At 47.6% G+C, this 23041-nt stretch carries 17 protein-coding genes; all 17 read left to right on the top strand.

Annotated elements, in window-relative coordinates; genetic code table 11:
- Nucleotides 1–4: 4 nt before the first annotated feature.
- The 17 genes from M1E06_RS12455 (at nucleotide 5) to M1E06_RS12375 (ending at nucleotide 23023) form a co-directional block, all read left to right on the top strand.
- Nucleotides 5–4321: a PolC-type DNA polymerase III gene (locus M1E06_RS12455; RefSeq protein WP_020451423.1), complete on the top strand. Its 4317-nt coding sequence runs from the start codon at nucleotides 5–7 to the stop codon at nucleotides 4319–4321.
- Between the two features lie 391 nt (nucleotides 4322–4712).
- Nucleotides 4713–6674 carry a glycoside hydrolase family 9 protein gene (locus tag M1E06_RS12450; RefSeq protein ID WP_020451424.1) on the top strand — a complete coding sequence of 654 codons (1962 nt, stop codon included), beginning with the start codon at nucleotides 4713–4715 and terminating at the stop codon, nucleotides 6672–6674.
- A gap of 75 nt (nucleotides 6675–6749) precedes the next feature.
- Nucleotides 6750–8864: a glycoside hydrolase family 48 protein gene (locus tag M1E06_RS12445; RefSeq protein ID WP_048350311.1), complete on the top strand. Its 2115-nt coding sequence runs from the start codon at nucleotides 6750–6752 to the stop codon at nucleotides 8862–8864.
- A gap of 134 nt (nucleotides 8865–8998) precedes the next feature.
- Nucleotides 8999–10681 carry a cellulase family glycosylhydrolase gene (locus M1E06_RS12440; protein ID WP_020451426.1) on the top strand — a complete coding sequence of 561 codons (1683 nt, stop codon included), beginning with the start codon at nucleotides 8999–9001 and terminating at the stop codon, nucleotides 10679–10681.
- 66 nt (nucleotides 10682–10747) lie between these two features.
- Nucleotides 10748–11932 (top strand): glycoside hydrolase 5 family protein, encoded by a 1185-nt coding sequence (locus M1E06_RS12435; protein WP_020451427.1) that lies wholly within the window; start codon nucleotides 10748–10750, stop codon nucleotides 11930–11932.
- A 193-nt stretch (nucleotides 11933–12125) separates the two neighbouring features.
- The gene (rimP, locus tag M1E06_RS12430) at nucleotides 12126–12599 is read left to right on the top strand and encodes a ribosome maturation factor RimP (protein WP_023857195.1); all 474 of its coding nucleotides are present in this window, start codon (nucleotides 12126–12128) and stop codon (nucleotides 12597–12599) included.
- Between the two features lie 31 nt (nucleotides 12600–12630).
- Nucleotides 12631–13749: a transcription termination factor NusA gene (gene nusA, locus M1E06_RS12425; RefSeq protein WP_020451429.1), complete on the top strand. Its 1119-nt coding sequence runs from the start codon at nucleotides 12631–12633 to the stop codon at nucleotides 13747–13749.
- A 13-nt stretch (nucleotides 13750–13762) separates the two neighbouring features.
- On the top strand, nucleotides 13763–14035 hold the full coding sequence (gene rnpM / locus M1E06_RS12420; RefSeq protein ID WP_020451430.1) for an RNase P modulator RnpM: 273 nt from the start codon (nucleotides 13763–13765) through the stop codon (nucleotides 14033–14035).
- Between the two features lie 4 nt (nucleotides 14036–14039).
- Nucleotides 14040–14342: a YlxQ family RNA-binding protein gene (locus tag M1E06_RS12415; protein WP_020451431.1), complete on the top strand. Its 303-nt coding sequence runs from the start codon at nucleotides 14040–14042 to the stop codon at nucleotides 14340–14342.
- Nucleotides 14343–14361: 19 nt separating this feature from the next.
- A complete protein-coding gene (gene infB, locus M1E06_RS12410) occupies nucleotides 14362–16518 on the top strand; it encodes a translation initiation factor IF-2 (RefSeq protein WP_020451432.1) in 2157 nt (718 codons plus the stop codon).
- Nucleotides 16515–16793 carry a DUF503 domain-containing protein gene (locus M1E06_RS12405; protein ID WP_020451433.1) on the top strand — a complete coding sequence of 93 codons (279 nt, stop codon included), beginning with the start codon at nucleotides 16515–16517 and terminating at the stop codon, nucleotides 16791–16793. The genes infB and M1E06_RS12405 overlap by 4 nt, the downstream gene beginning before the upstream one ends.
- A gap of 18 nt (nucleotides 16794–16811) precedes the next feature.
- Complete coding sequence (gene rbfA, locus M1E06_RS12400) at nucleotides 16812–17165, top strand: 30S ribosome-binding factor RbfA (protein ID WP_003181873.1); 354 nt, start codon at nucleotides 16812–16814, stop codon at nucleotides 17163–17165.
- A 71-nt stretch (nucleotides 17166–17236) separates the two neighbouring features.
- The gene (gene truB / locus M1E06_RS12395; RefSeq protein WP_020451434.1) at nucleotides 17237–18166 is read left to right on the top strand and encodes a tRNA pseudouridine(55) synthase TruB; all 930 of its coding nucleotides are present in this window, start codon (nucleotides 17237–17239) and stop codon (nucleotides 18164–18166) included.
- 15 nt (nucleotides 18167–18181) lie between these two features.
- On the top strand, nucleotides 18182–19141 hold the full coding sequence (gene ribF / locus M1E06_RS12390; protein ID WP_020451435.1) for a bifunctional riboflavin kinase/FAD synthetase: 960 nt from the start codon (nucleotides 18182–18184) through the stop codon (nucleotides 19139–19141).
- Between the two features lie 184 nt (nucleotides 19142–19325).
- A complete protein-coding gene (gene rpsO / locus M1E06_RS12385; protein WP_003181879.1) occupies nucleotides 19326–19595 on the top strand; it encodes a 30S ribosomal protein S15 in 270 nt (89 codons plus the stop codon).
- Nucleotides 19596–19796: 201 nt separating this feature from the next.
- Nucleotides 19797–21914, top strand: a complete 2118-nt coding sequence (pnp, locus tag M1E06_RS12380) for a polyribonucleotide nucleotidyltransferase (RefSeq protein ID WP_216904280.1) — start codon at nucleotides 19797–19799, stop codon at nucleotides 21912–21914.
- A 146-nt stretch (nucleotides 21915–22060) separates the two neighbouring features.
- Complete coding sequence (locus tag M1E06_RS12375) at nucleotides 22061–23023, top strand: polysaccharide deacetylase family protein (protein WP_026579722.1); 963 nt, start codon at nucleotides 22061–22063, stop codon at nucleotides 23021–23023.
- Nucleotides 23024–23041 lie beyond the last annotated feature (18 nt).

The following is a 23041-nucleotide window of genomic DNA, read 5'->3' as shown; positions in this document are numbered from 1 at the left end:
TGTCTTGGAAGACCAGCTTTCTGTCAACAGAAGACAGTTTCAAATTCTTCTGCAGCAGCTGAATGTAACGGAAGATACGATGATCCGTCACCTTGAAGGCGGACAAATCATAAAGCTGACCGTTCATAAAAACAAGAAGACATGGCACTTTCACTTTAAATTGAAAAATGTCCTGCCTTATCAAATCTTCGAACGGTTTCACACCCAGCTGACCCGCACCTTTTCCCATATCGCTCAGGTCACCTGTTCCATCGAGGCGGAAAACCCTTCGATTGACGAGCAGCTTGTTCAGGATTACTGGACGCGCTGCATCCAGGAACTCGATGGTATTTCCCCGCCGATTTTGACGCTTTTGAACGACCAAAAGCCCAAGCTTACGGGGAACAAAATCCTGCTTAAAACGAAAACAGATACAGAAGCATCCGCTTTAAAAAAGAAATACAGCTCGCTCATCCAGTCAAGCTACTGCACATTCGGTTTTCCTGAGCTCCAGCTCGACACAGAAATCTTTGTGTCAGATCAAGAGATTCAGAAATTCAGAGAGCAAAAAATGGCCGAAGATCAAGAGAGAGCCCTTCAGGCTTTAATCGAAATGGAAAAGCAGGATAAGGAAGCCCAAGACGATGAAGCGCCGTCAGGCCCTCTTCAGATCGGCTACCAGATTAAAGACTCTGAAGAGATCAGAACGCTTGACAGCATCATGGATGAAGAGCGGAGAATTACGGTGCAAGGCTATGTATTCGACGCTGAAACAAGAGAGCTGAAAAGCGGCAGAACGCTTTGTATCTTTAAGATAACCGACTATACAAACAGCATTCTCGTCAAAATGTTCGCACGTGAAAAAGAGGACGCTGTTTTGATGAAGTCCCTGAAAAAAGGGATGTGGGTAAAGGCGAGAGGAAGCATACAAAACGATACATTCGTCCGCGATTTGGTGATGATCGCCAACGATGTCAATGAAATCAAAGGGAAAACCCGTGAGGATACAGCACCGGAGGACGAAAAACGTGTCGAGCTCCACCTCCATTCACCGATGAGCCAGATGGATGCCGTATCAAGTATCGGCAAGCTTGTCGAACAGGCGAAAAAATGGGGGCATCCGGCTATCGCGCTCACTGATCACGCTGTTGTCCAATCGTTTCCTGATGCATTCGCGGCGAGCAAAAAGCATGGCGTGAAAATGATCTACGGACTTGAAGCCAACCTCGTCGACGACGGCGTGCCGATTGCCTACAATCCGGTGCACCGCCTGCTTGAAGAGGAGACATATGTCGTGTTCGACGTCGAGACGACGGGGCTGTCGGCCGTCTATGATACGATCATCGAGCTGGCCGCCGTAAAAGTAAAAGGCGGGGAGATCATCGAACGCTTTGAAAGGTTTGCAAACCCGCATCGCCCTTTATCGGCTACGATCATCGAGCTGACTGGGATTACCGATGATATGCTGAAAGATGCGCCTGAAGCCGAAGAGGTCATCCGAGATTTTAAAGAATGGGTCGGAGATCACACGCTTGTCGCTCACAATGCAAGCTTTGACATCGGCTTCATCAATGTCGCCTACAAGCGTCTGCTGAATTCGGAGAAAGTGCAGAACCCGGTCATTGACACACTTGAGCTGGGCCGTTTTCTTTATCCGGAATTCAAAAACCACAGGCTGAATACGCTTTGTAAAAAGTTTGACATCGAGCTCACCCAGCACCACAGGGCGATTTATGATACCGAAGCGACGGGCTATCTCCTTGTGAAAATGCTGAAAGACGCGGCCGAAAAAAATATCATGTACCACGATCAGCTGAATGAAAATATGGGGCAGTCCAATGCCTATCAGCGTTCAAGGCCATATCACGCGACCCTTTTGGCAGTCAATGAGACAGGTTTGAAAAACCTTTTCAAACTCGTGTCGCTTTCACATATCCATTATTTTTACAGGGTGCCGAGGATCCCAAGGTCACAGCTTGAAAAGTACAGAGAAGGCCTTTTAATCGGTTCGGCATGCGACAAAGGCGAAGTATTCGAAGGCATGATGCAGAAATCGCCGGAAGAGGTCGAAGACATCGCTTCATTTTATGACTATCTTGAAGTCATGCCGCCTGAAGTCTACCGGCACCTGCTCCAGCTTGAACTCGTCAGGGATGAAAAAGCGTTAAAAGAAATCATCGCCAACATCACAAAGCTCGGCGAGAAACTGAATATTCCGGTAGTAGCTACGGGGAATGTTCATTACCTGAACCCTGAGGATAAAATTTACCGCAAGATTCTGGTTTCCTCACAAGGCGGCGCAAATCCGCTCAACAGGCACGAACTGCCGAACGTTCATTTCCGTTCGACGGATGAAATGCTTGAGGCCTTTTCATTTTTGGGTGAGGAAAAAGCGAAAGAAATCGTCGTCAAGAACACCCGTTTGATCAGCGAGCGAATCGAAGAAATCAAGCCGATCAAAGACGATCTTTACACACCGAAGATCGAAGGCGCAGATGACGAAATCCGCCGCATGAGCTATGAGAAAGCAAAAAGCATTTACGGCGACGACCTTCCGGAAATCGTCGAAAAGCGGATCGAAAAAGAGCTGAAAAGCATTATCGGCCATGGATTCGCCGTCATCTATCTGATCTCTCATAAGCTTGTAAAACGCTCCCTTGATGACGGCTATCTTGTCGGTTCAAGGGGATCGGTCGGTTCTTCCCTTGTCGCAACATTGACGGAAATTACCGAGGTCAACCCGCTGCCGCCGCATTACGTCTGTCCGGATTGCCGCCATTCCGAGTTTTTCAACGATGGATCGGTCGGTTCGGGATTTGATTTGCCTGACAAAGACTGTCCGAAGTGTGGAGCGGCCTACAGAAAAGACGGCCACGACATACCGTTCGAGACGTTTCTGGGGTTTAAAGGGGACAAGGTTCCTGATATCGACTTGAACTTCTCGGGCGAATATCAGCCGCACGCCCACAACTACACGAAAGTCCTGTTCGGAGAGGATAACGTCTACCGTGCGGGAACGATCGGCACAGTCGCCGAAAAAACGGCTTACGGGTATGTCAAAGGGTATGCTAACGACAACAATTTGCATATGCGCGGGGCGGAAATCGACCGCCTTGTCCAAGGCTGTACAGGCGTCAAGCGGACGACAGGGCAGCACCCGGGCGGAATCATCGTTGTGCCTGATTACATGGATATTTACGACTTTTCACCAATCCAGTTTCCGGCGGATGCCACCGATTCCGAATGGAAGACGACGCACTTTGACTTCCATTCCATCCATGACAACCTGCTGAAGCTGGATATTCTCGGACACGATGATCCGACGGTCATCCGTATGCTCCAGGATCTGAGCGGGATTGACCCGAAGACGATTCCGACCGATGATCCCGAAGTGATGAAAATTTTCCAAGGGACAGAATCTTTAGGGGTAACCGAAGAGCAGATCGGCTGTAAAACCGGAACGCTTGGCATCCCTGAATTCGGAACCCGCTTTGTCAGACAGATGCTCGAAGACACCAAGCCGACGACATTTTCCGAGCTCGTTCAGATTTCCGGCCTGTCACACGGTACGGACGTATGGCTCGGCAACGCGCAGGAGCTGATTCACAATAATATTTGTGAACTGAGCGAAGTGATCGGCTGCCGTGATGATATTATGGTGTACTTAATCTACCAGGGGCTTGAGCCATCCCTCGCCTTTAAGATTATGGAATTTGTCCGTAAAGGTAAGGGACTGACACCTGAATGGGAAGAAGAAATGAAGAATAATAATGTTCCGGACTGGTATATCGACTCGTGTAAAAAAATCAAATACATGTTCCCGAAAGCCCACGCTGCGGCATATGTTTTGATGGCGGTCAGAATCGCTTATTTTAAAGTCCATCATCCGCTGCTCTACTACGCAGCATACTTTACGGTGCGGGCCGATGACTTTGATATCGAAACGATGATCAAAGGGTCGACAGCGATTAAAGCCGTCATGGATGACATCAACTCTAAAGGCCTTGACGCTTCTCCGAAAGAGAAAAGTTTGCTCACGGTGCTTGAGCTGGCGCTTGAAATGTGCGAAAGGGGCTTCTCTTTCCAAAAAGTCGACTTATACAGATCGAGCGCTTCCGAATTCATCATTGACGGAAACAGCTTGATTCCGCCGTTTAATTCAATACCGGGGCTTGGAACAAACGCCGCTTTGAATATTGTCAAAGCAAGGGAAGAAGGCGAATTTCTTTCCAAAGAAGATTTGCAAAAAAGAGGCAAGGTGTCAAAAACGATCATGGAATACTTGGAGCGCCACGGCTGTCTCGAGTCGCTCCCAGATCAGAACCAGCTGTCTTTATTTTAAAGGCTGCCGACTTATTCGGCAGTCTCTTTTTTGTTTTCTAACCCAGCGCGTTCTTCGAAGATTCAGAGGCGCGTATAGTGCGGAAAGTTTGTCAGATTGATTGACAATAAAAATACATTAATGTTAATATTTTCAAAATGATATTATTCTATAAAGAAGTTCACTTTTTCAGTGAACAGAAGTTAGTTTCTTGATTAAACAAACAAAGTTCTTCGTTCCTCCGGCAAACATTGAACCTGCGTGAATCTGCAGCACATCTTCAAATTTCAAAAATTCAATCAGTCTCTTCTCCGCTTACCGAAAGACACCATTTGTCCGTCACTAAAGGAGGTGAGTGTCATGTAAACATCGGCTGTTTTGAAGGAAAACAAAATGAGGAGGAAGGAGTCCGTTGAAAGAGAAAGCTTTTTGGAAAATGAAAGCGTTTTTCTTTGTTTTACTGCTTACGTTTGCGATGTTGTTCATGCCGGCTTCCGGCAAGGCGGACATTGCATCTGCGAAAGAGAGCCAAAATTATGCGGAATTGCTGCAAAAATCAATTCTTTTCTATGAGGCGCAGCGCTCCGGAAAGCTTCCGGAAAGCAGCCGTCTGAATTGGAGAGGGGACTCTGCTCTTGAGGATGGAAAAGATGTCGGCCATGATTTGACAGGCGGATGGTATGATGCCGGAGATCACGTGAAGTTCGGCCTTCCAATGGCTTATTCTGCGGCCGTTCTGTCGTGGTCCGTCTATGAGTACCGCGATGCCTATGAAGCGGCAGGACAGCTTGATGCGATATTAGACAATATCAGATGGGCGACAGACTATTTTATTAAAGCGCATACAGATCGTTATGAGTTTTGGGGCCAAGTCGGCCATGGGGCCCAAGATCACGCCTGGTGGGGCCCGGCCGAAGTGATGCCTATGAAGCGGCCGGCCTATAAGATAGATGCAGCCTGTCCCGGGTCAGACCTTGCCGGCGGTACAGCAGCAGCCCTAGCTTCTGCATCAATCATCTTCAAGCCGACAGATGCTTCTTATTCAAATAAACTATTGGCCCATGCCAAGGAATTATACGATTTTGCCGACCGCTACCGCGGCAAATATTCAGACTGCATTACAGACGCGCAGCAATATTATAATTCGTGGAGCGGATATAAAGATGAACTGACATGGGGAGCTGTCTGGCTCTACTTGGCAACCGGCGATCAAAAATATTTGGATAAAGCGCTTGCTTCGGTCTCAGATTGGGGCGATCCCGCAAACTGGCCTTACCGCTGGACGCTTTCCTGGGATGACGTCTCTTACGGAGCACAGCTGCTGCTCGCTCGTCTGACGAACGAATCCCGATTCACCGCATCTGTCGAACGCAATCTTGATTATTGGTCGACAGGCTACAATCATAATGGAAGCACAGAGCGTATCACTTATACACCAGGCGGGCTGGCATGGCTTGAGCAGTGGGGATCGCTGCGCTACGCTTCAAACGCCGCTTTTCTCGCTTTTGTTTATTCAGATTGGGTAAAAGATGCCGGCAAAGCAAAAAGGTATCGGGATTTTGCGGTTCAGCAAATGAACTATATGCTTGGGGATAATCCGCAACAGCGCAGCTTTATCGTCGGGTACGGAACAAATCCGCCGAAGCACCCGCATCACCGCACCGCACACGGTTCATGGGCCGATCATATGAATGTGCCTGAAAACCACCGCCATACCCTTTACGGCGCGTTAGTAGGCGGACCGGGAAAAGATGATTCGTACCGGGACGAAACAAATGATTATGTGTCAAACGAAGTTGCGATCGATTACAATGCGGCTTTCACGGGCAATGCAGCCAAAATGTTTCAACTGTATGGTGCCGGGCAATCACCGCTGCCTCATTTTCCCGAAAAGGAAACACCAGAAGATGAATTTTTTGCGGAGGCATCCATAAACAGCTCGGGAAACAACTACTCAGAAATCAGAGTGCAGCTTAATAACCGATCAGGATGGCCGGCAAAGAAAACCGATAAGCTGTCTTTCCGCTATTACGTGGACCTGACTGAAGCGGTGAATGCCGGATTTTCTTCGGAAGATATAAAGATCTCAACCGGATACAACGAAGGGGCGTCGGTGTCCCAGCTGAAGCCATATCACATCGGCGAACACATTTACTATACGGAAGTCAGCTTCAGCGGGGTTATGATATACCCCGGGGGTCAATCCGCCCACAAGAAAGAAGTTCAGTTCCGCCTAGCGGCTCCGGCGGGGACGTCTTTTTGGAATCCGAAAAATGACCACTCTTACCGGGGGCTGTCACACACGCTGGCAAAAACCCGGTATATACCAGTATATGATGAAGGCCGGCTTGTTTTTGGAAATGAGCCCGACTAAAAAACACCCGGATTCAATCCCCGGCAGTCCCATCATATGAAACGAAAGCTTGAAGCTTCAAAAGGAGGACGCATCATGGACAATAAAACACGCTTTATGCAATTGTATGAGCAAATTAAAAATCCGCAAAACGGCTATTTTTCCCCTGAAGGCATTCCTTATCATTCAGTTGAAACGCTCATATGCGAAGCGCCTGATTACGGCCATATGACAACATCTGAAGCATACAGTTATTGGCTGTGGCTTGAAGCGATGTACGGCCGATACACACAGGACTGGTCAAAGCTAGAAGCCGCCTGGGACAATATGGAGAAATATATCATCCCGGTCAATGAAGGCGATGGAAACGAAGAACAGCCGACGATGAACTATTATAACCCCTCAAGCCCTGCCACATATGCCGCCGAACACCGCTACCCAGATCTTTATCCTTCGGCTTTGACCGGACAATATCCGGCCGGAAACGATCCGCTTGACAGTGAGCTTAGATCCACATACGGAAGCAATGAAACGTATTTAATGCACTGGCTGCTTGATGTCGATAACTGGTATGGATTCGGGAACCTGTTGAACCCATCACACACCGCCGTTTATGTGAACACTTACCAGCGCGGTGAACAGGAGTCTGTTTGGGAAACGGTTCCGCACCCCTCTCAAGATAATCAGACGTTTGGAAAACCGAATGAAGGGTTTATGAGTCTGTTTACAAAAGAAAATCAGGCTCCTGCCCCGCAATGGCGCTACACTAATGCGACCGACGCCGATGCGCGCGCTGTTCAGGCGATGTACTGGGCAAGGCAATGGGGCTACAGCAATACTAAGTATTTAGAAAAAGCTAAAAAAATGGGGGACTTTCTCCGTTACGGCATGTATGACAAATACTTTCAAGAGATTGGAAGCGCTGCTGACGGCTCGCCTTCCCGCGGAACTGGAAAAAATGCCTGTCATTATTTAATGGCATGGTACACTGCTTGGGGAGGCGGATTGGGACAGTATGCCAACTGGGCGTGGCGGATCGGTGCGAGTCATGTGCACCAAGGTTATCAAAACCCTGTCGCTTCTTATGCACTGTCAACAGCTGAAGGCGGATTGATTCCAAATTCATCCACGGCGCGCAGCGATTGGGAACAGGCGCTGAAAAGGCAGCTTGAACTTTACACATGGCTGCTTTCTTCAGAAGGAGCTGTTGCAGGCGGCGCCACGAATAGCTGGAACGGCAGCTACAGCGCATATCCGCAGAATGTCAGCACATTTTACGGAATGGCATACACAGAAGCGCCTGTATATCACGATCCGCCTTCTAACAATTGGTTCGGGATGCAAGTCTGGCCGCTGGAAAGGGTGGCGGAACTGTATTACATTTTCGCAGAGAAAGGTGACAAATCGTCTGAAAACTTCCAAATGGCAAAGCATGTGATTGAAAAATGGATCGCGTATTCGCTTGATTATGTGTTTGTGGGCGAACGGCCTGTTACGGATGAAGAAGGCTATTATTTAAATGAAGCGGGAGAACGCGTCCTTGGCGGCCAAAACCCGCAGATCGCCGTACAATCCGATCCAGGCGAGTTTTGGATTCCGGCAAACCTTGAATGGAGCGGCCAGCCTGATCCGTGGAAGGGATTTGATTCATTTACCGGAAATCCGGCACTGCATGTCACGACGAAGAATCCTTCTCAAGATGTCGGTGTTCTCGGCAGCTATATTAAAACGCTTGTCTTCTTTGCAGCCGGAACAAAAGCCGAAACCGGCGGCTTTACCGCTCTTGGAAACAAGGCCAAAAACGTGGCAAAAGAACTGCTTGATGCAGCATGGAATAAAAATGACGGAATCGGTATCGCAGCAGAGGAAGAACATGAAGATTATATCCGCTACTTTACGAAGGAAGTCTATTTTCCGAATGGCTGGAGCGGCAAAAACGGGCAGGGCAACACCATTCCTGGTTCCAACACTGTGCCGTCTGATCCGGCAAAGGGCGGTAACGGCGTCTATATCAGTCATGCCGACCTCCGTCCGAAAATTAAAAACGATCCGATGTGGCCTTATTTGGAAAATAAATATCAGACCTCGTGGAATCCGAATACAGGCAAATGGGAAAACGGTCTGCCGACTTTTGTGTATCACCGCTTCTGGTCTCAGGTCGATATGGCGACAGCTTACGCTGAGTATGACCGTTTAATCGGAAATGCATAACAATCTGTAAGAGAATGTCAGATTGATATGCGCTTGAACGTTTGGGAAAAGGCGGCGTTCAGCCGCCTTTTTTAAATTGAGGGATTTTAGCCAGTGTTTTGCACGATCATCTAATAAAAAAGGAGTTCAAAAGTTTGAGAGAAAAATGGTTAGCCTTGTGTTTAAAGTCGATCATTCTGTTCGTTTTGATCATGGGAACCGTTCTTTTATCCACAGTTCCGAAAGCTTCGGGAACAAGCGGGCCAGCAAAGCAAGAAAAGCAGAGCATCATCACCCCGGCAGACCTTTTGGAAAACATGAGTCCCGGATGGAACCTTGGCAACACGCTGGATGCTGTTCCGACAGAAGGCTCTTGGAACAATCCGCCGGTTCGCGAGCATACTTTTGATGATATTCGCGACGCGGGGTTTAAAAGCGTCCGGATTCCAGTGACATGGGACTCCCACATCGGCAGCGCTCCCGGGTATCTGATCGACACCGCTTGGATGAACCGGGTGGAAGAAGTGACGGATTGGGCGTTGGAAAGAGAATTTTATGTCGTGTTAAATATTCACCACGATTCTTGGCTATGGATCAGCCGCATGGGAAACAGCCAGCAGGAGACATTAGATAAGCTGGGGAAAGTCTGGAAGCAAATTGCCGAGCGTTTTAAAAACAAAAGTGAACGCCTCCTGTTTGAAATCGTCAATGAACCGACTGGAATGAACGCATATCAAATGAATCTGCTTAACCGCGAGATGCTGAACATCATCCGTTCGACCGGCGGCAACAACAGCCAGCGGCTCGTGATCGTCGGGGGGCTTGAAGATAACAAAGATGAATTGCTTCATTCATTTGAACCGCCTGATGATGACCGGATTGTCCTCACATATCACTACTATTCTCCGTGGGATTACGTATCAAACTGGTGGGGCCGGACGACTTGGGGATCGGCAGCCGAAATCTCCGAGATGGAGGAGGATATCAAACCGGTTTATGAAAAATTTGTAAGGGAAGGATACCCGGTTATCATCGGCGAATACGGTACCCTCGGCGCCAATGAAAATCATTCAAAGCGGCTCTATCATGATACGTTTGTCCGCCTTGCCCACAAATATCAAATGGTCCCGATGTGGTGGGACAACGGGAATGACCAGTTTGACCGGACTGAGAGACAGTGGCGCGATCCTGTTGTTAAAGAGATTGTCATTCAGGCGGGACGCGGCGTTCCCAATGCGATCATCAAACCGGCAGATCTTTTTATAAAAAAAGGTCAAAACCTCAGCGATCAGACGGTGGACATTCAGCTGACCGGCAATGTGCTGACCGGCATTTATCAGAAATCCGAACCATTAAAGGAAGGCAGTGATTATACAGTTGATAATGCCGGAAAAACGGTCTCTATTAAGGAATCCTGCTTGGCAAAGCTGCTGAACGGGTCCGGGCAGCCTGGGGTAAAAGCGCAGCTCACTTTTACGTTTCATAAAGGAGCCAGCCAGGTTATGGATATCATTCTTTATGATGACCCGAAGCTTGAAAAAAGCGAATTCACCGTCAGTCAATCGGCAATCAGCGGTGATCTCAAAATCCCGGCTTCACTGAACGGAACGAAGCTGGCTACGGTTAAAGGAGTCGTCGATTCTACAGGAAGGCCGGTTCTTGAAGAAGTATGGTCATGGACGCCCTACTTGAACTATGACGAGGATTTTTATGAAAAAGACGGGGATTTGTATTTGAGAGAGCGGGTTTTAAAGTATTTGAAAAGCGATTCCACCTTTACATTTGAACTGTGGCCGAAAGGCGTCGAGACGGTCGTGAAGGTGAAAGTCACGCCTTGAACGGCCTGCTAATCTCTGAATGGCGCCGTCCATGGATCTTCTTTATGAAAGCAGGGAAGAATAACGATGACGAAAAAGTTTTTTTTGACACTGCTGATACCGTTTTTGCTTGCGCTTTCCGCCATTCAGTTTGGCAATCCCCGGCCGGCACTAGCCGCGTCTCCTTTTGTTGAGACATCCGGAACATCGTTCATTTTAAATGGAAAAGACTTTTATTTTGCCGGGACGAATAACTATTATTTCCATTATAAATCTAAAAAAATGGTCGACGATGTGTTCGAAGATATGAAAGCGATGAAATTGAAAGTGATCCGCATCTGGGGATTTCTTGACGGCCAGCCGCAGGAAAATACCGTCATGCAGCCAAAGCCGGGCATATATGATGAATCAGGCTTTTCAAAGCTTGACTATGCCATCTATAAAGCGGGACAGACAGGGATAAAACTAGTCATCCCTTTTGTGAACAACTGGGATGATTTCGGCGGAATGAATCAATATGTCAGGTGGTTTCAGGCGGATGGACATGACGCCTTTTATACTCATCCGGACATTAAAGAGGCGTATAAAAATTATGTATCCTATATGCTGAACCGAGTCAACACATATAATGGCGTCAAATATAAAGATGATCCCGCGATTATGGCGTGGGAGCTTGCCAATGAACCAAGGGTCCAGTCTGACAGAACCGGAAATACACTTGTCGAATGGGCGGATGAGATGAGCGAATTTATTAAATCCATTGATCAGAACCATCTTGTAGCAGTTGGAGATGAAGGATTTTATCATATAGAAGGGCACCCTGATTGGCATTACAGCGGCGGAGAAGGTGTGGATTGGAAAAGGCTGACTGCTCTTAAGCATATTGATTACGGCACATATCACCTCTATCCGGATCATTGGGGCAAAACGGCCGAATGGGGAAATCAGTGGATCACAGACCATATTTGCGATGGAAAAGAAATCGGCAAGCCGGTCGTTTTAGAAGAGTACGGCTATCAGGATAAGTCCAGAAGGGACGACGTCTACAGAACATGGCTTGAACTCATAGAAAAGCAGGGCGGAGCGGGCAGCCAATTTTGGATTTTGACCGGTATTCAGGATGACGGGACCCTTTATCCGGATTATGACGGTTTTCGGATCGTTTATCCGAGCTCTGCCGCTTCTGTCATTTCAGAACATGCGAAGCGGATGAATGAAAAATCATCCGCTTCCGAAATGCGTCAGACTAAACGCTGTCATGATTTGCAATAAAAATATGGTTATGGTATAGTTTTATTGGAAATGCTAACGATAGCCGAGGCGAAGAGTGGGGAAACCCGCTCTTTTGTATTGAACAGGCAATTTTGTCTCGACATGTTCATCGTTTTTTCTAAAATCCCCTGCTTTTGAAGCAGGGTTTTTACGAGGGAGCTGATGAATGGGAGCCTGCACAAGGAGGAAAAGTATGAGTAACAAAGTGATCGATACCGTCAGCGAAATGGTCCAGCCTATACTAGACAATCTTCAGCTTGAACTCGTTGACATCGAATTTGTCAAGGAAGGTCCGAGCTGGTTTCTTCGCGTGTTTATTGATTCAGATGACGGCGTGGACATCGAGGAATGTGCCAAGGTTAGCGAAGCTCTTAGTGAAAAGCTCGACGAGGCTGATCCGATCAAGCAAAACTATTTTCTTGAAGTATCGTCACCTGGAGCTGAGAGGCCTTTAAAGAAAGAAGCCGATTTCATGAAAGCGCTCGGAAAAAACGTATATATTAAAACGTACGAACCTATTGAAGGCAATAAAGAGTTTGAAGGCGAGCTTTCCGCATTTGACGGTGAAAACGTGGAAGTCGCGGTGATGATCAAAACGCGCCGGAAAACGATCAATATTCCATATGATAAAGTAGCCAAAGCAAGGCTGGCTGTTTCGTTCAATTAATTTTTGACTGTTTAAGGGGGAAACCATAAACATGAGTAGTGAGTTGTTAGATGCCCTGACTGTTCTTGAAAAAGAAAAGGGAATCAGTAAGGACATTATTATTGAAGCAATTGAAGCTGCGCTCATTTCCGCTTATAAGCGGAACTTCAACCAGGCGCAGAACGTCAGGGTAGATTTAAATCGCGACACCGGTTCAATCCGCGTTTTCGCCCGCAAAGATGTCGTGGATGAAGTATATGATCCGCGCCTTGAAATCTCGATTGAAGATGCCGTAAACATCAATCCGAACTACATTGTCGGAGATGTCGTGGAAATCGAAGTGACGCCGAAGGATTTCGGCCGCATCGCTGCCCAGACGGCAAAGCAGGTCGTGACTCAGCGCGTCCGCGAAGCGGAGCGCGGCGTCATCTATTCTGAATTCATCGATCGCGAAGAAGATATCATGACAGGCATCGTTCAGCGGATCGACAATAAGTTCATCTATGTCTCTTTAGGAAAAATCGAGGCCCTTCTGCCGGTTTCAGAACAGATGCCGAATGAAGTCTACAAGCCCCATGACCGGATCAAAGTGTTCATTACAAAAGTCGAAAAAACGACGAAGGGTCCGCAGATTTACGTTTCAAGAACTCATCCAGGTTTATTAAAACGTCTCTTTGAAATCGAAGTCCCGGAAATTTACGATGGAACGGTCGAGCTCAAATCCGTGGCGAGAGAAGCGGGAGACCGCTCGAAGATTTCCGTGCGCACGGATAATCCCGACATCGATCCCGTCGGCGCCTGCGTCGGACCGAAGGGTCAGCGCGTTCAGGCGATCGTCAATGAATTGAAAGGCGAGAAAATTGATATTGTTCATTGGTCAAACGATCCGGTTGAATTCGTCGCCAATGCGCTGAGCCCTTCAAAAGTGCTCGACGTCATCGTCAATGAAGAGGATAAGGCGACAACGGTTGTCGTTCCTGACTACCAGCTGTCGCTCGCCATCGGAAAAAGAGGTCAAAACGCCCGCCTGGCAGCCAAGCTGACAAGCTGGAAGATCGATATTAAAAGCGAAACAGATGCAAGAGAGCTTGGAATTTATCCAAGGGAGCTTGAAGAAGAGGAGCCGGAAGAGCTTTTCTTTGAAAGCGAAACTCCAGAATCGGATGAATAAGAGGTGACCTTTGGTGAAAAGCCGAAAGAAGATCCCGCTTAGAAAATGCGTCGTAACAGGGGAAATGAAGCCTAAAAAGGAGCTCATCCGCGTCGTCCGTTCGAAAGAAGGGGAAGTTTCCGTAGACCCGACCGGCAAGAAAAACGGCCGGGGAGCCTACCTTACTCTTGATAAAGACGTCATTTTAACTGCAAAAAAGAAAAACAGCTTAGCAAATCAGCTTCAAGCACAGATTGATGATCAGATTTTTGATGAACTGCTGGAACTGGCGGAAAAGGAGAATTAGATAAATGTCGGAATCAGAATGGTTTTCCTTGCTGGGTCTGGCGAATCGAGCTCGAAAGGTCGTGTCCGGAGAAGACCTGGTTGTGAAAGAAATCAGGCATTCGCGCGCAAAGCTTGTTTTGCTTGCAGACGACGCATCGGCTAACACGGAGAAAAAAGTAACCGACAAATGCAGGCACTACGATGTACCGGTGAAAAAAGTCGGAGATCGTATGCTTTTGGGCCGTTCAATCGGCAAAGAATCCCGTGTGGTTGTTGCTGTCACTGATCAAGGTTTTGCGAATACGTTGCTCCGAAAGCTCGATTAATTTTTTTGGGGGTGAACGAATGGCTAAAATGAGAGTTTATGAATATGCAAAAGCCATAAATGTTTCAAGTAAGGATATTATCGCGGCATTGAAAGATATGAATATCGAAGTCAATAACCATATGGCGATGATCGAAGAAAATGCGATCAAACAGCTCGATCAAAAATTCAAGAAGAGCGCTAAACCTGCGGGAAATAAAAAGGATGCCGGTACAGGCGGACAAAAGCCGCAGCAAGAAGCCGCAAAACAGAATGCCGGAAGTAAGCCAAACAAAAATCGAGACGGAAAGAAGAATAACGTGCAGAATACTCAATTTAACAATAAAAACAAAAAGAAAAACAACAACAACAATAACAAAAAGAACAAGCGCGGTAAAAATCATCAATCTCCGCAGGAGAAGCAGTTCAAGCCGAAAAAAGAACTGCCTGAAAAAATCGAATTTACCAACTCAATGTCGGTCGGGCAGCTTGCCGAAGAGCTCGGAAAAGAACCGTCAGAAATCATTAAAAAATTAATGCTTCTCGGCACTATGGCAACGATCAACCAAGATCTTGACAAAGATACCGTTGAGCTGATCGCTTCAGAATACGGCGTCGACGTCGAAGAAGTGATCGTCCTTGAAGAAACCGAGCTCGAAAAATACGAAGAGCCGGATCAAGAAGAAGACCTTGAAATCCGTCCTCCTGTCGTAACAATCATGGGCCACGTCGACCACGGAAAAACAACGCTTCTTGACAGCATCAGAAAAACGAAGGTCGTCGAAGGCGAAGCCGGAGGCATCACACAGCATATTGGCGCTTATCAGATCGAGGAAAACGGCAAAAAGATCACCTTCCTTGACACTCCGGGCCACGCCGCATTCACAACGATGCGCGCACGCGGTGCGGAAGTTACGGATATTACGATTCTCGTCGTAGCTGCAGATGACGGGGTCATGCCGCAGACGGTCGAAGCGATCAACCATGCGAAAGCGGCTGAAGTGCCGATCATCGTCGCTGTCAACAAAATCGACAAACCGACGGCAAACCCTGACCGAGTGATGCAGGAGCTGACAGAGCACGGTCTTGTTCCTGAAGCATGGGGAGGCGAGACGATTTTCGTTCCTCTTTCAGCACTGTCAGGAGAGGGAATCGATGAGCTGATCGAAATGATCCTGCTCGTCAGCGAGGTCGAGGAGCTCAAAGCGAATCCGAACCGCAGAGCAAAAGGAACGGTCATCGAAGCCGAGCTTGATAAAGGAAAAGGTTCTGTCGCAACACTGCTCGTTCAAAACGGAACGCTTCACGTCGGAGATCCGATTGTCGTCGGGAACACATTTGGACGCGTTCGCGCGATGGTCAATGATGTCGGCAGACGCGTTAAATCGGCGGGGCCGTCAACACCTGTTGAAATCACCGGATTGAACGAAGTTCCGAATGCAGGGGATCAGTTCCTTGTGTTCAAAGACGAAAAAACAGCCCGTTCAGTCGGCGAAGCCCGCGCTACCAAGCAGCTTGAAGAACAGCGCAGCGATAAAGCGAAGCTCAGCCTTGATGACTTGTTTGAACAGATTAAACAAGGCGATGTCAAAGACATTAATCTCGTTGTCAAAGCTGATGTTCAAGGCTCTGCTGAAGCTCTCGTTGCAGCACTGCAAAAAATAGAAGTCGAAGGCGTCAGAGTCAAAATCATCCACACAGGCGTAGGTGCGATTACCGAATCAGACATTATTTTAGCTTCTGCTTCAAATGCAATCGTGATCGGGTTTAATGTCAGACCTGACGGAAATGCTAAGAGTACCGCCGAAGCCGAAAATGTGGATATCCGCCTTCACCGCATCATTTATAAAGTCATCGATGAGATCGAAGCAGCCATGAAAGGCATGCTTGATCCTGAGTATGAAGAAAAAGTGATCGGCATGGTTGAAGTCCGTCAAACATTCAAAGTCTCTAAAATCGGAACGATTGCCGGAGGCTATGTAACGGAAGGTACGATCACACGTGACAGCGGAATCCGCTTGATCCGCGACGGCGTCGTCATCTATGAAGGGGAAGTCGATGTGCTGAAACGCTTTAAAGATGATGTGAAAGAAGTTTCACAAGGATATGAATGTGGTATCACCATTAAGAAATACAACGACATTCGCGAAGGCGATATGATCGAAGCGTATGTCATGCAAGAAATTGAAAGAAAGTGATCGGTTTCGTTGAATGCGAATGCATCATTTACGATGCATCATCACTCAAGGAAAAACGAGCGGTGCTGAAGCGGGTGATCACAAGAATCCGCGCAAAGTTCAACGTTTCTGTTTCAGAAATTGACTACCAGGACACTTGGCAGCGCACAAGCTTTGGTATCGCCGCCGTTTCTTCCTCTCGCGTGCAAACGGAAAAAGAGCTGCAACGGGTTCTAAGCTTTATCGACTCTTTTCCGGAAATTGAACGGACGATCACGAGAACAGAGTGGTTTTAACGTAGAGGTGGTATGGTCATGACGATGAGAGCTACCCGTGTGGGTGAGCAGATGAAAAAAGAACTTGGTGACATTATCGGCAGAAAGCTGAAAGATCCGCGGATCGGATTTTTAACAGTCACTGATGTCAGGGTCTCAGGTGATTTGCAAATTGCCAAAGTGTATATTTCCGTTTTAGGCGATGAAAAGAAACGGGAAGAAACGCTCAAAGGCCTGGCAAAAGCAAAGGGCTTTATTCGTTCCGAACTTGGAAACCGAATCAGGCTTCGCAAAACACCTGAAATCCATTTTGAGTTCGATGAATCGATCGATTACGGAAACCGTATCGAAACATTGATTCACGAGCTGAACGCAAACAAAGAAGAATCATAAGCTGAAAAAGGATAGGCGGGCGACTGCCTGTCCTTTTTAGCTCCAAATGAGAAAGGGGCGAAGAAACACGAATGTATAACGGAGTCCTTCTGTTACATAAACCGGTCGGCATGACTTCGCACGACTGCGTCATGAAGATCCGCAAACTGTTGAAAACAAAAAAGGTCGGCCATACCGGCACATTGGATCCCGAGGTGTCGGGCGTTCTCCCGATCTGCATCGGGAGAGCAACCAAAGTCGTCGAGTATTTGACGGAAAAGTCCAAAACATATGATGCAGAGGTCACGCTTGGCTGTTCCACGGAGACAGAAGACCAGACGGGGCAAGTCACGGAAAAGAAGCCCGTTTTAGCGCCGCCTGATGAACAGGCCGTGCAGAGCGTCCTGAGATCTCTTGAAGGAACGATTGAGCAAGTCCCGCCGATGTATTCCGCTGTCAAGGTAGGCGGCAAAAAGCTGTATGAATACGCGCGGGCCGGTATCGAGGTTGAACGGCCGAAGCGGGCCATCACCATCCATCATATCGAACTGACATCCGAGATTCGCCATGAGCAGGATAAAGCCCGCTTTCGGTTTGTTGTGACATGTTCAAAAGGCACATATGTCAGGACCTTGGCGGTAACAATCGGGGAGAAGCTCGGATATCCCGCGCATATGTCCAACCTGGTCAGGACCGCATCAGGCCCTTTTACCCTTGATGAATGCTTGACCTTTGAAGACGTCGAAGGCTTGATTGCTGGTGGAACATTGTCCGAAAAGCTCGTCCCCATCGAACGTGCGCTTGATCATTTGCCGAAATGGATAATTAGTGATACATTAGCTAAGAAAGTGGAAAATGGAGCGGTGCTTGAAACGCCCGGCAGCTTTTCTCATTTGACGAGCGAAGACCGCATTGCGGTCTTTACGGAAGCAGGCCGGTGCACAGCCGTCTATTATCCGCATCCGACCAAAACCGGCCTGTTGAAGCCGGCAAAAGTACTCGTGCAAAAAAGCGAACAATAGAAAAGGTGACCGTTCTTGAAGACGATACATATTTCCCACCCACACGACTTGAAGCGTGAGGATTTTCCGACATCAGTTATGGCATTAGGCTATTTTGACGGTGTTCACCTGGGACATCAGCAAGTGATTCTTACAGCAAAAAACACCGCGGCAAGAGAAGGGGTCAAAACGGCGGTGATGACCTTTCATCCCCACCCTTCTGCCGTGCTCAAAAAAGGCCGGGAGCCAAAAGATTTAATCACGCCATTGCAGGACAAAATCAGCATCATTGAAGATTTAGGGGTCGATTTTTTATACGTTGTCACATTTACCCCTGAATTCGCTTCTCTATCGCCTGAAGAATTTATCGATCAATATATACTCGGCTTTCACGTTACTCATGTTGTAGCCGGATTTGACTTTACCTTCGGGAAATTCGGCAAAGGCACAATGGAAAACTTCCAGGAGTATGCGAAAGGCCGTGTCAAAAGCACGTCTGTCGCAAAATACTCCAATCAGGACCAAAAGGTGAGCTCCACGAGAATCCGCACCGTCCTAGGAGCCGGAGACGTCGAGTACGCCGCTGAACTGCTCGGCAGGCCGTACCATGTGAAAGGCTTTGTGATCCACGGCGATAAAAGGGGCCGAACGATCGGATTTCCGACCGCCAATATCGGCCTTAAAGACACATACATCGTCCCGCCGACAGGTGTGTATGCCGTTAAAGCCGAAATCGGCGGCGCTGTCTACAACGGCGTCTGCAATGTCGGATACAAGCCGACGTTTTACGAAAAACGGCCGGGGCAGCCATCAATCGAAGTCAACTTATTCGATTTTGACCGTGACATATACGGGTCCGAAATTAAGGTCGAATGGTATAAGCGGCTGAGGAGCGAAAAAAAATTCGGCAGCGTTGACGAGCTTGTCGAACAGATTTCTAGAGACAAAGAAGAAGCGATCCGCTTCTTCAGAGAGCGGAAGCCGGCCGAAATCTAGATGTATGGAAACGGCAATACGCGTCAACAATGGTGATAATAGCTAAACTTCATCATAAATGGTTGCATTAGGCCCGCATTTCTAGTATCATATTGTCTGTAGCTTTAAAACCGTTCACTTGGCAAATCGAATCACCGGCGTTTGCTAGGTAATCGGGGCTAATATTATATGGAGGTGAAACAGGATGGCAATTACTCAAGAGCGTAAAACACAACTCATCAATGAGTTCAAAACCCACGAATCTGACACGGGATCACCGGAAGTTCAGATCGCTATCCTAACAGATCAAATCAACAACTTGAACGAGCATTTACGCACTCACAAGAAAGACCATCACTCACGTCGCGGTCTTCTTAAAATGGTAGGTAAACGTCGTAATCTTCTTACGTATCTTCGTAACAAAGACGTAACTCGTTACCGTGAGTTGATCAACAAACTAGGATTACGTCGATAATCGTAAAAAGCGGGAGGATTCCCGCTTTTTTATCGTATAAGAACGAATATCCGGCAACTCTAAAACGCGTTGTTCATATAAATGATTTTAAATGACACCGATTCATTCTTTACATAGCACTTTGCCATTGATATGTTCAATTCATTTCGTTCATAATAGGAGTAACGTAAAAACTATCCGAAGAGAGGAGTTCATATAAGAATGGGACAAGAGAAACATGTCTTTTCCATAGATTGGGCCGGCCGCAAGCTGACGGTAGAAACCGGCCAGCTTGCAAAACAAGCAAACGGAGCTGTCATGGTGCGTTATGGAGACACCGCTGTGCTCAGCACCGCAACGGCTTCAAAAGAACCTAAAACCGTAGATTTCTTCCCGTTAACCGTGAATTATGAAGAAAGACTTTATGCCGTCGGAAAGATTCCGGGCGGGTTTATTAAAAGAGAGGGCAGACCGAGCGAAAAAGCGATTCTCGCCAGCCGGTTAATCGACCGGCCGATTCGTCCGCTGTTCGCAGACGGCTTCCGGAATGAAGTTCAAGTCGTCAGCATCGTCATGAGTGTTGACCAGGATTGTTCGTCGGAAATGGCGGCAATGTTCGGATCGTCTCTTGCGCTGTCCGTATCGGACATCCCGTTTGAAGGGCCGATTGCCGGAGTGACGGTAGGCCGGGTTGACAACGAATTTATTATTAATCCGACACTTGAACAGCTTGAAAAAAGCGACATTCACCTCGTCGTAGCGGGAACGAAAGATGCGATCAACATGGTTGAAGCAGGAGCAGACGAAGTTCCGGAAGAAATCATGCTTGAAGCGATCATGTTCGGTCACGAGGAGATCAAGCGGCTTATTGCGTTCCAGGAGGAAATCGTCGCCGCTGTCGGGAAAGAAAAATCAGAAATCACCCTGTATGAGATCGATTCCGATCTGAAAGAAAAAGTGCGGGGAATGGCCGAATCAAACCTCTTAAAAGCGATCCAGGTTCATGAAAAGCACGCGCGCGAGGACGCGATCAGCGAAGTGAAAAACGAGGTTTTGGCCAAGTTTGAAGAAGAGGAACACGATGAAGACACGCTGAAACAAGTGAAAGACATTTTGTCGCAACTTGTTAAAAATGAAGTGCGCCGTCTGATCACGGAGGAAAAAGTTCGTCCTGACGGCCGGGCAGTCGATGAGATCCGCCCGCTTTCTTCAGAAGTCGGACTCCTTCCGAGAACACACGGTTCAGGCCTTTTCACACGGGGGCAGACGCAGGCGCTCAGCATTTGTACGCTCGGTGCGCTTGGCGATGTACAAATTTTGGACGGTCTCGGTGTCGAGGAATCAAAACGCTTTATGCACCATTACAACTTCCCGCAGTTCAGCGTCGGGGAAACAGGGCCGATGCGCGGACCAGGACGCCGCGAAATCGGGCACGGAGCCCTCGGGGAACGTGCGCTTGAGCCGATTGTTCCGTCTGAAAAAGACTTCCCGTACACCATCCGCCTCGTCTCTGAAGTGCTTGAATCAAACGGTTCAACTTCCCAGGCGAGCATTTGTGCAAGCACGCTTGCTATGATGGATGCAGGGGTGCCGATTAAAGCTCCGGTGGCCGGAATCGCAATGGGTCTTGTTAAATCAGGTGAGAACTACACGGTCCTAACCGATATTCAAGGTATGGAAGACCATCTCGGAGATATGGACTTTAAAGTAGCGGGAACGTCCAAAGGCGTCACAGCTCTGCAAATGGATATTAAAATTGAAGGCCTATCAAGAGAGATTTTGGAAGAGGCTCTTCAGCAGGCGAAAAAAGGCAGAATGGAAATTCTTGAAAGCATGCTGAGCACATTGGCTGAATCAAGAAAAGAGCTTTCTCCTTATGCGCCGAAAATCTTGACGATGTCGATCAATCCGGATAAAATCCGCGACGTCATCGGACCAAGCGGAAAACAAATCAATAAGATCATTGAAGATACAGGTGTTAAAATCGATATTGAACAAGACGGCACAATCTTCATCTCTTCCACCGATGAAAGCATGAACCAAAAAGCGAAGAAAATTATCGAAGACCTTGTCAGAGAAGTTGAGGTCGGACAGCTTTACTTAGGTAAAGTAAAGCGGATTGAAAAATTCGGAGCTTTCGTTGAACTGTTCAGCGGAAAAGACGGTTTGGTCCATATTTCAGAGCTTGCGCTCGAACGGGTAGGAAAAGTCGAAGATGTCGTCAAAATCGGCGACGAGCTCCTTGTTAAGGTTACCGAAATCGATAAACAAGGACGCGTCAACTTATCAAGAAAAGCTGTACTGCGTGAACAGAAGGAAAAAGAAGAACAAAAATCGTAAAAAACGGTGTTTTATCTTGCTTCTGTCTTCGTCTTCAAAGCAAAAGGAAGCCTGGGTAACCCGGCTTCTTTGTTTTAAGCCGTGAAAACGGTCCGGTTCTATCTTGTCCTTTTCTCACATATTTTGTGGGGAAGGGAGGAATACAATTGAAAAGAACGATTGTTCGTGTTTCCGTTTTTTTCTTTCTTTTGCTGATGTCCTATCAGATGATGAACCGTCCGTATTCACAACATTACATAGATGCGATGAAAAAAGATGCGGTCACGGTTGCCGCTCAGAAGGACGAATTGTACCAGGAGCTTTTGCAAAAAGCGCCTGAATATGAAGTAAAGGCCCAAAATGCGAAAATTGATCAAATATGGAAAGCGATTCCCGGCTACAACGGCTTAAAAGTAAACATCGAAAAATCGTACAAAAAAATGAAACGGGCCGGAGCATTTGATGAGAAGCTGCTCGTTTATGATCAAGTGAAACCTGATGTTCATTTAGAATCCTTAAAGCCTGAGCCGATCTACCGCGGACACCCGGATAAACCGATGGTATCGTTTATTATCAATGTCGCCTGGGGTAATGAATATTTGCAGGAGATGCTTCCCGTTTTAGAAAAGCATCGTGTCAAAGCCACCTTTTTTTTGGAGGGCAGATGGGTGAAACATCACTCCGAGCTCGCAAAAGCCATCCAAAACGGCGGACATGAAATCGGAAACCATTCATACAATCATCCGGATATGAGCAAACTGACGAGAGAACGTATTTCAGAACAGCTGCGGATGACAAATGAACAAATAGAGGAAACGCTCGGCGTCAAGCCGAAATGGTTCGCCCCGCCGAGCGGCAGCTTCCGCAAAGAGGTTGTGGATCAGGCTCACAAGATGGGGATGGGAACGATCATGTGGACAGTTGATACGATCGATTGGCAGAAACCGCAGCCGGCCGTCTTACAGCAACGGGTATTAAGCAAAGTACATAACGGCGCCATGATATTAATGCATCCGACAGATCCAACTGCAAAAAGTCTTGCCGTTTTGATACAGAACCTTCATGAAAAAGGCTATCAAATCGGAACTGTTTCACAGCTGATGAATGAAAAAAGGCTTGTTGAAGAATAGGATGTGCGGCCCGTTCTT

The sequence above is a fragment of the Bacillus sp. AK124 genome, assembly GCF_053903085.1.
The sequence above is the reverse complement of the archived record's forward strand: the minus strand, read 5'-3'. Positions and strand labels throughout refer to the sequence as shown.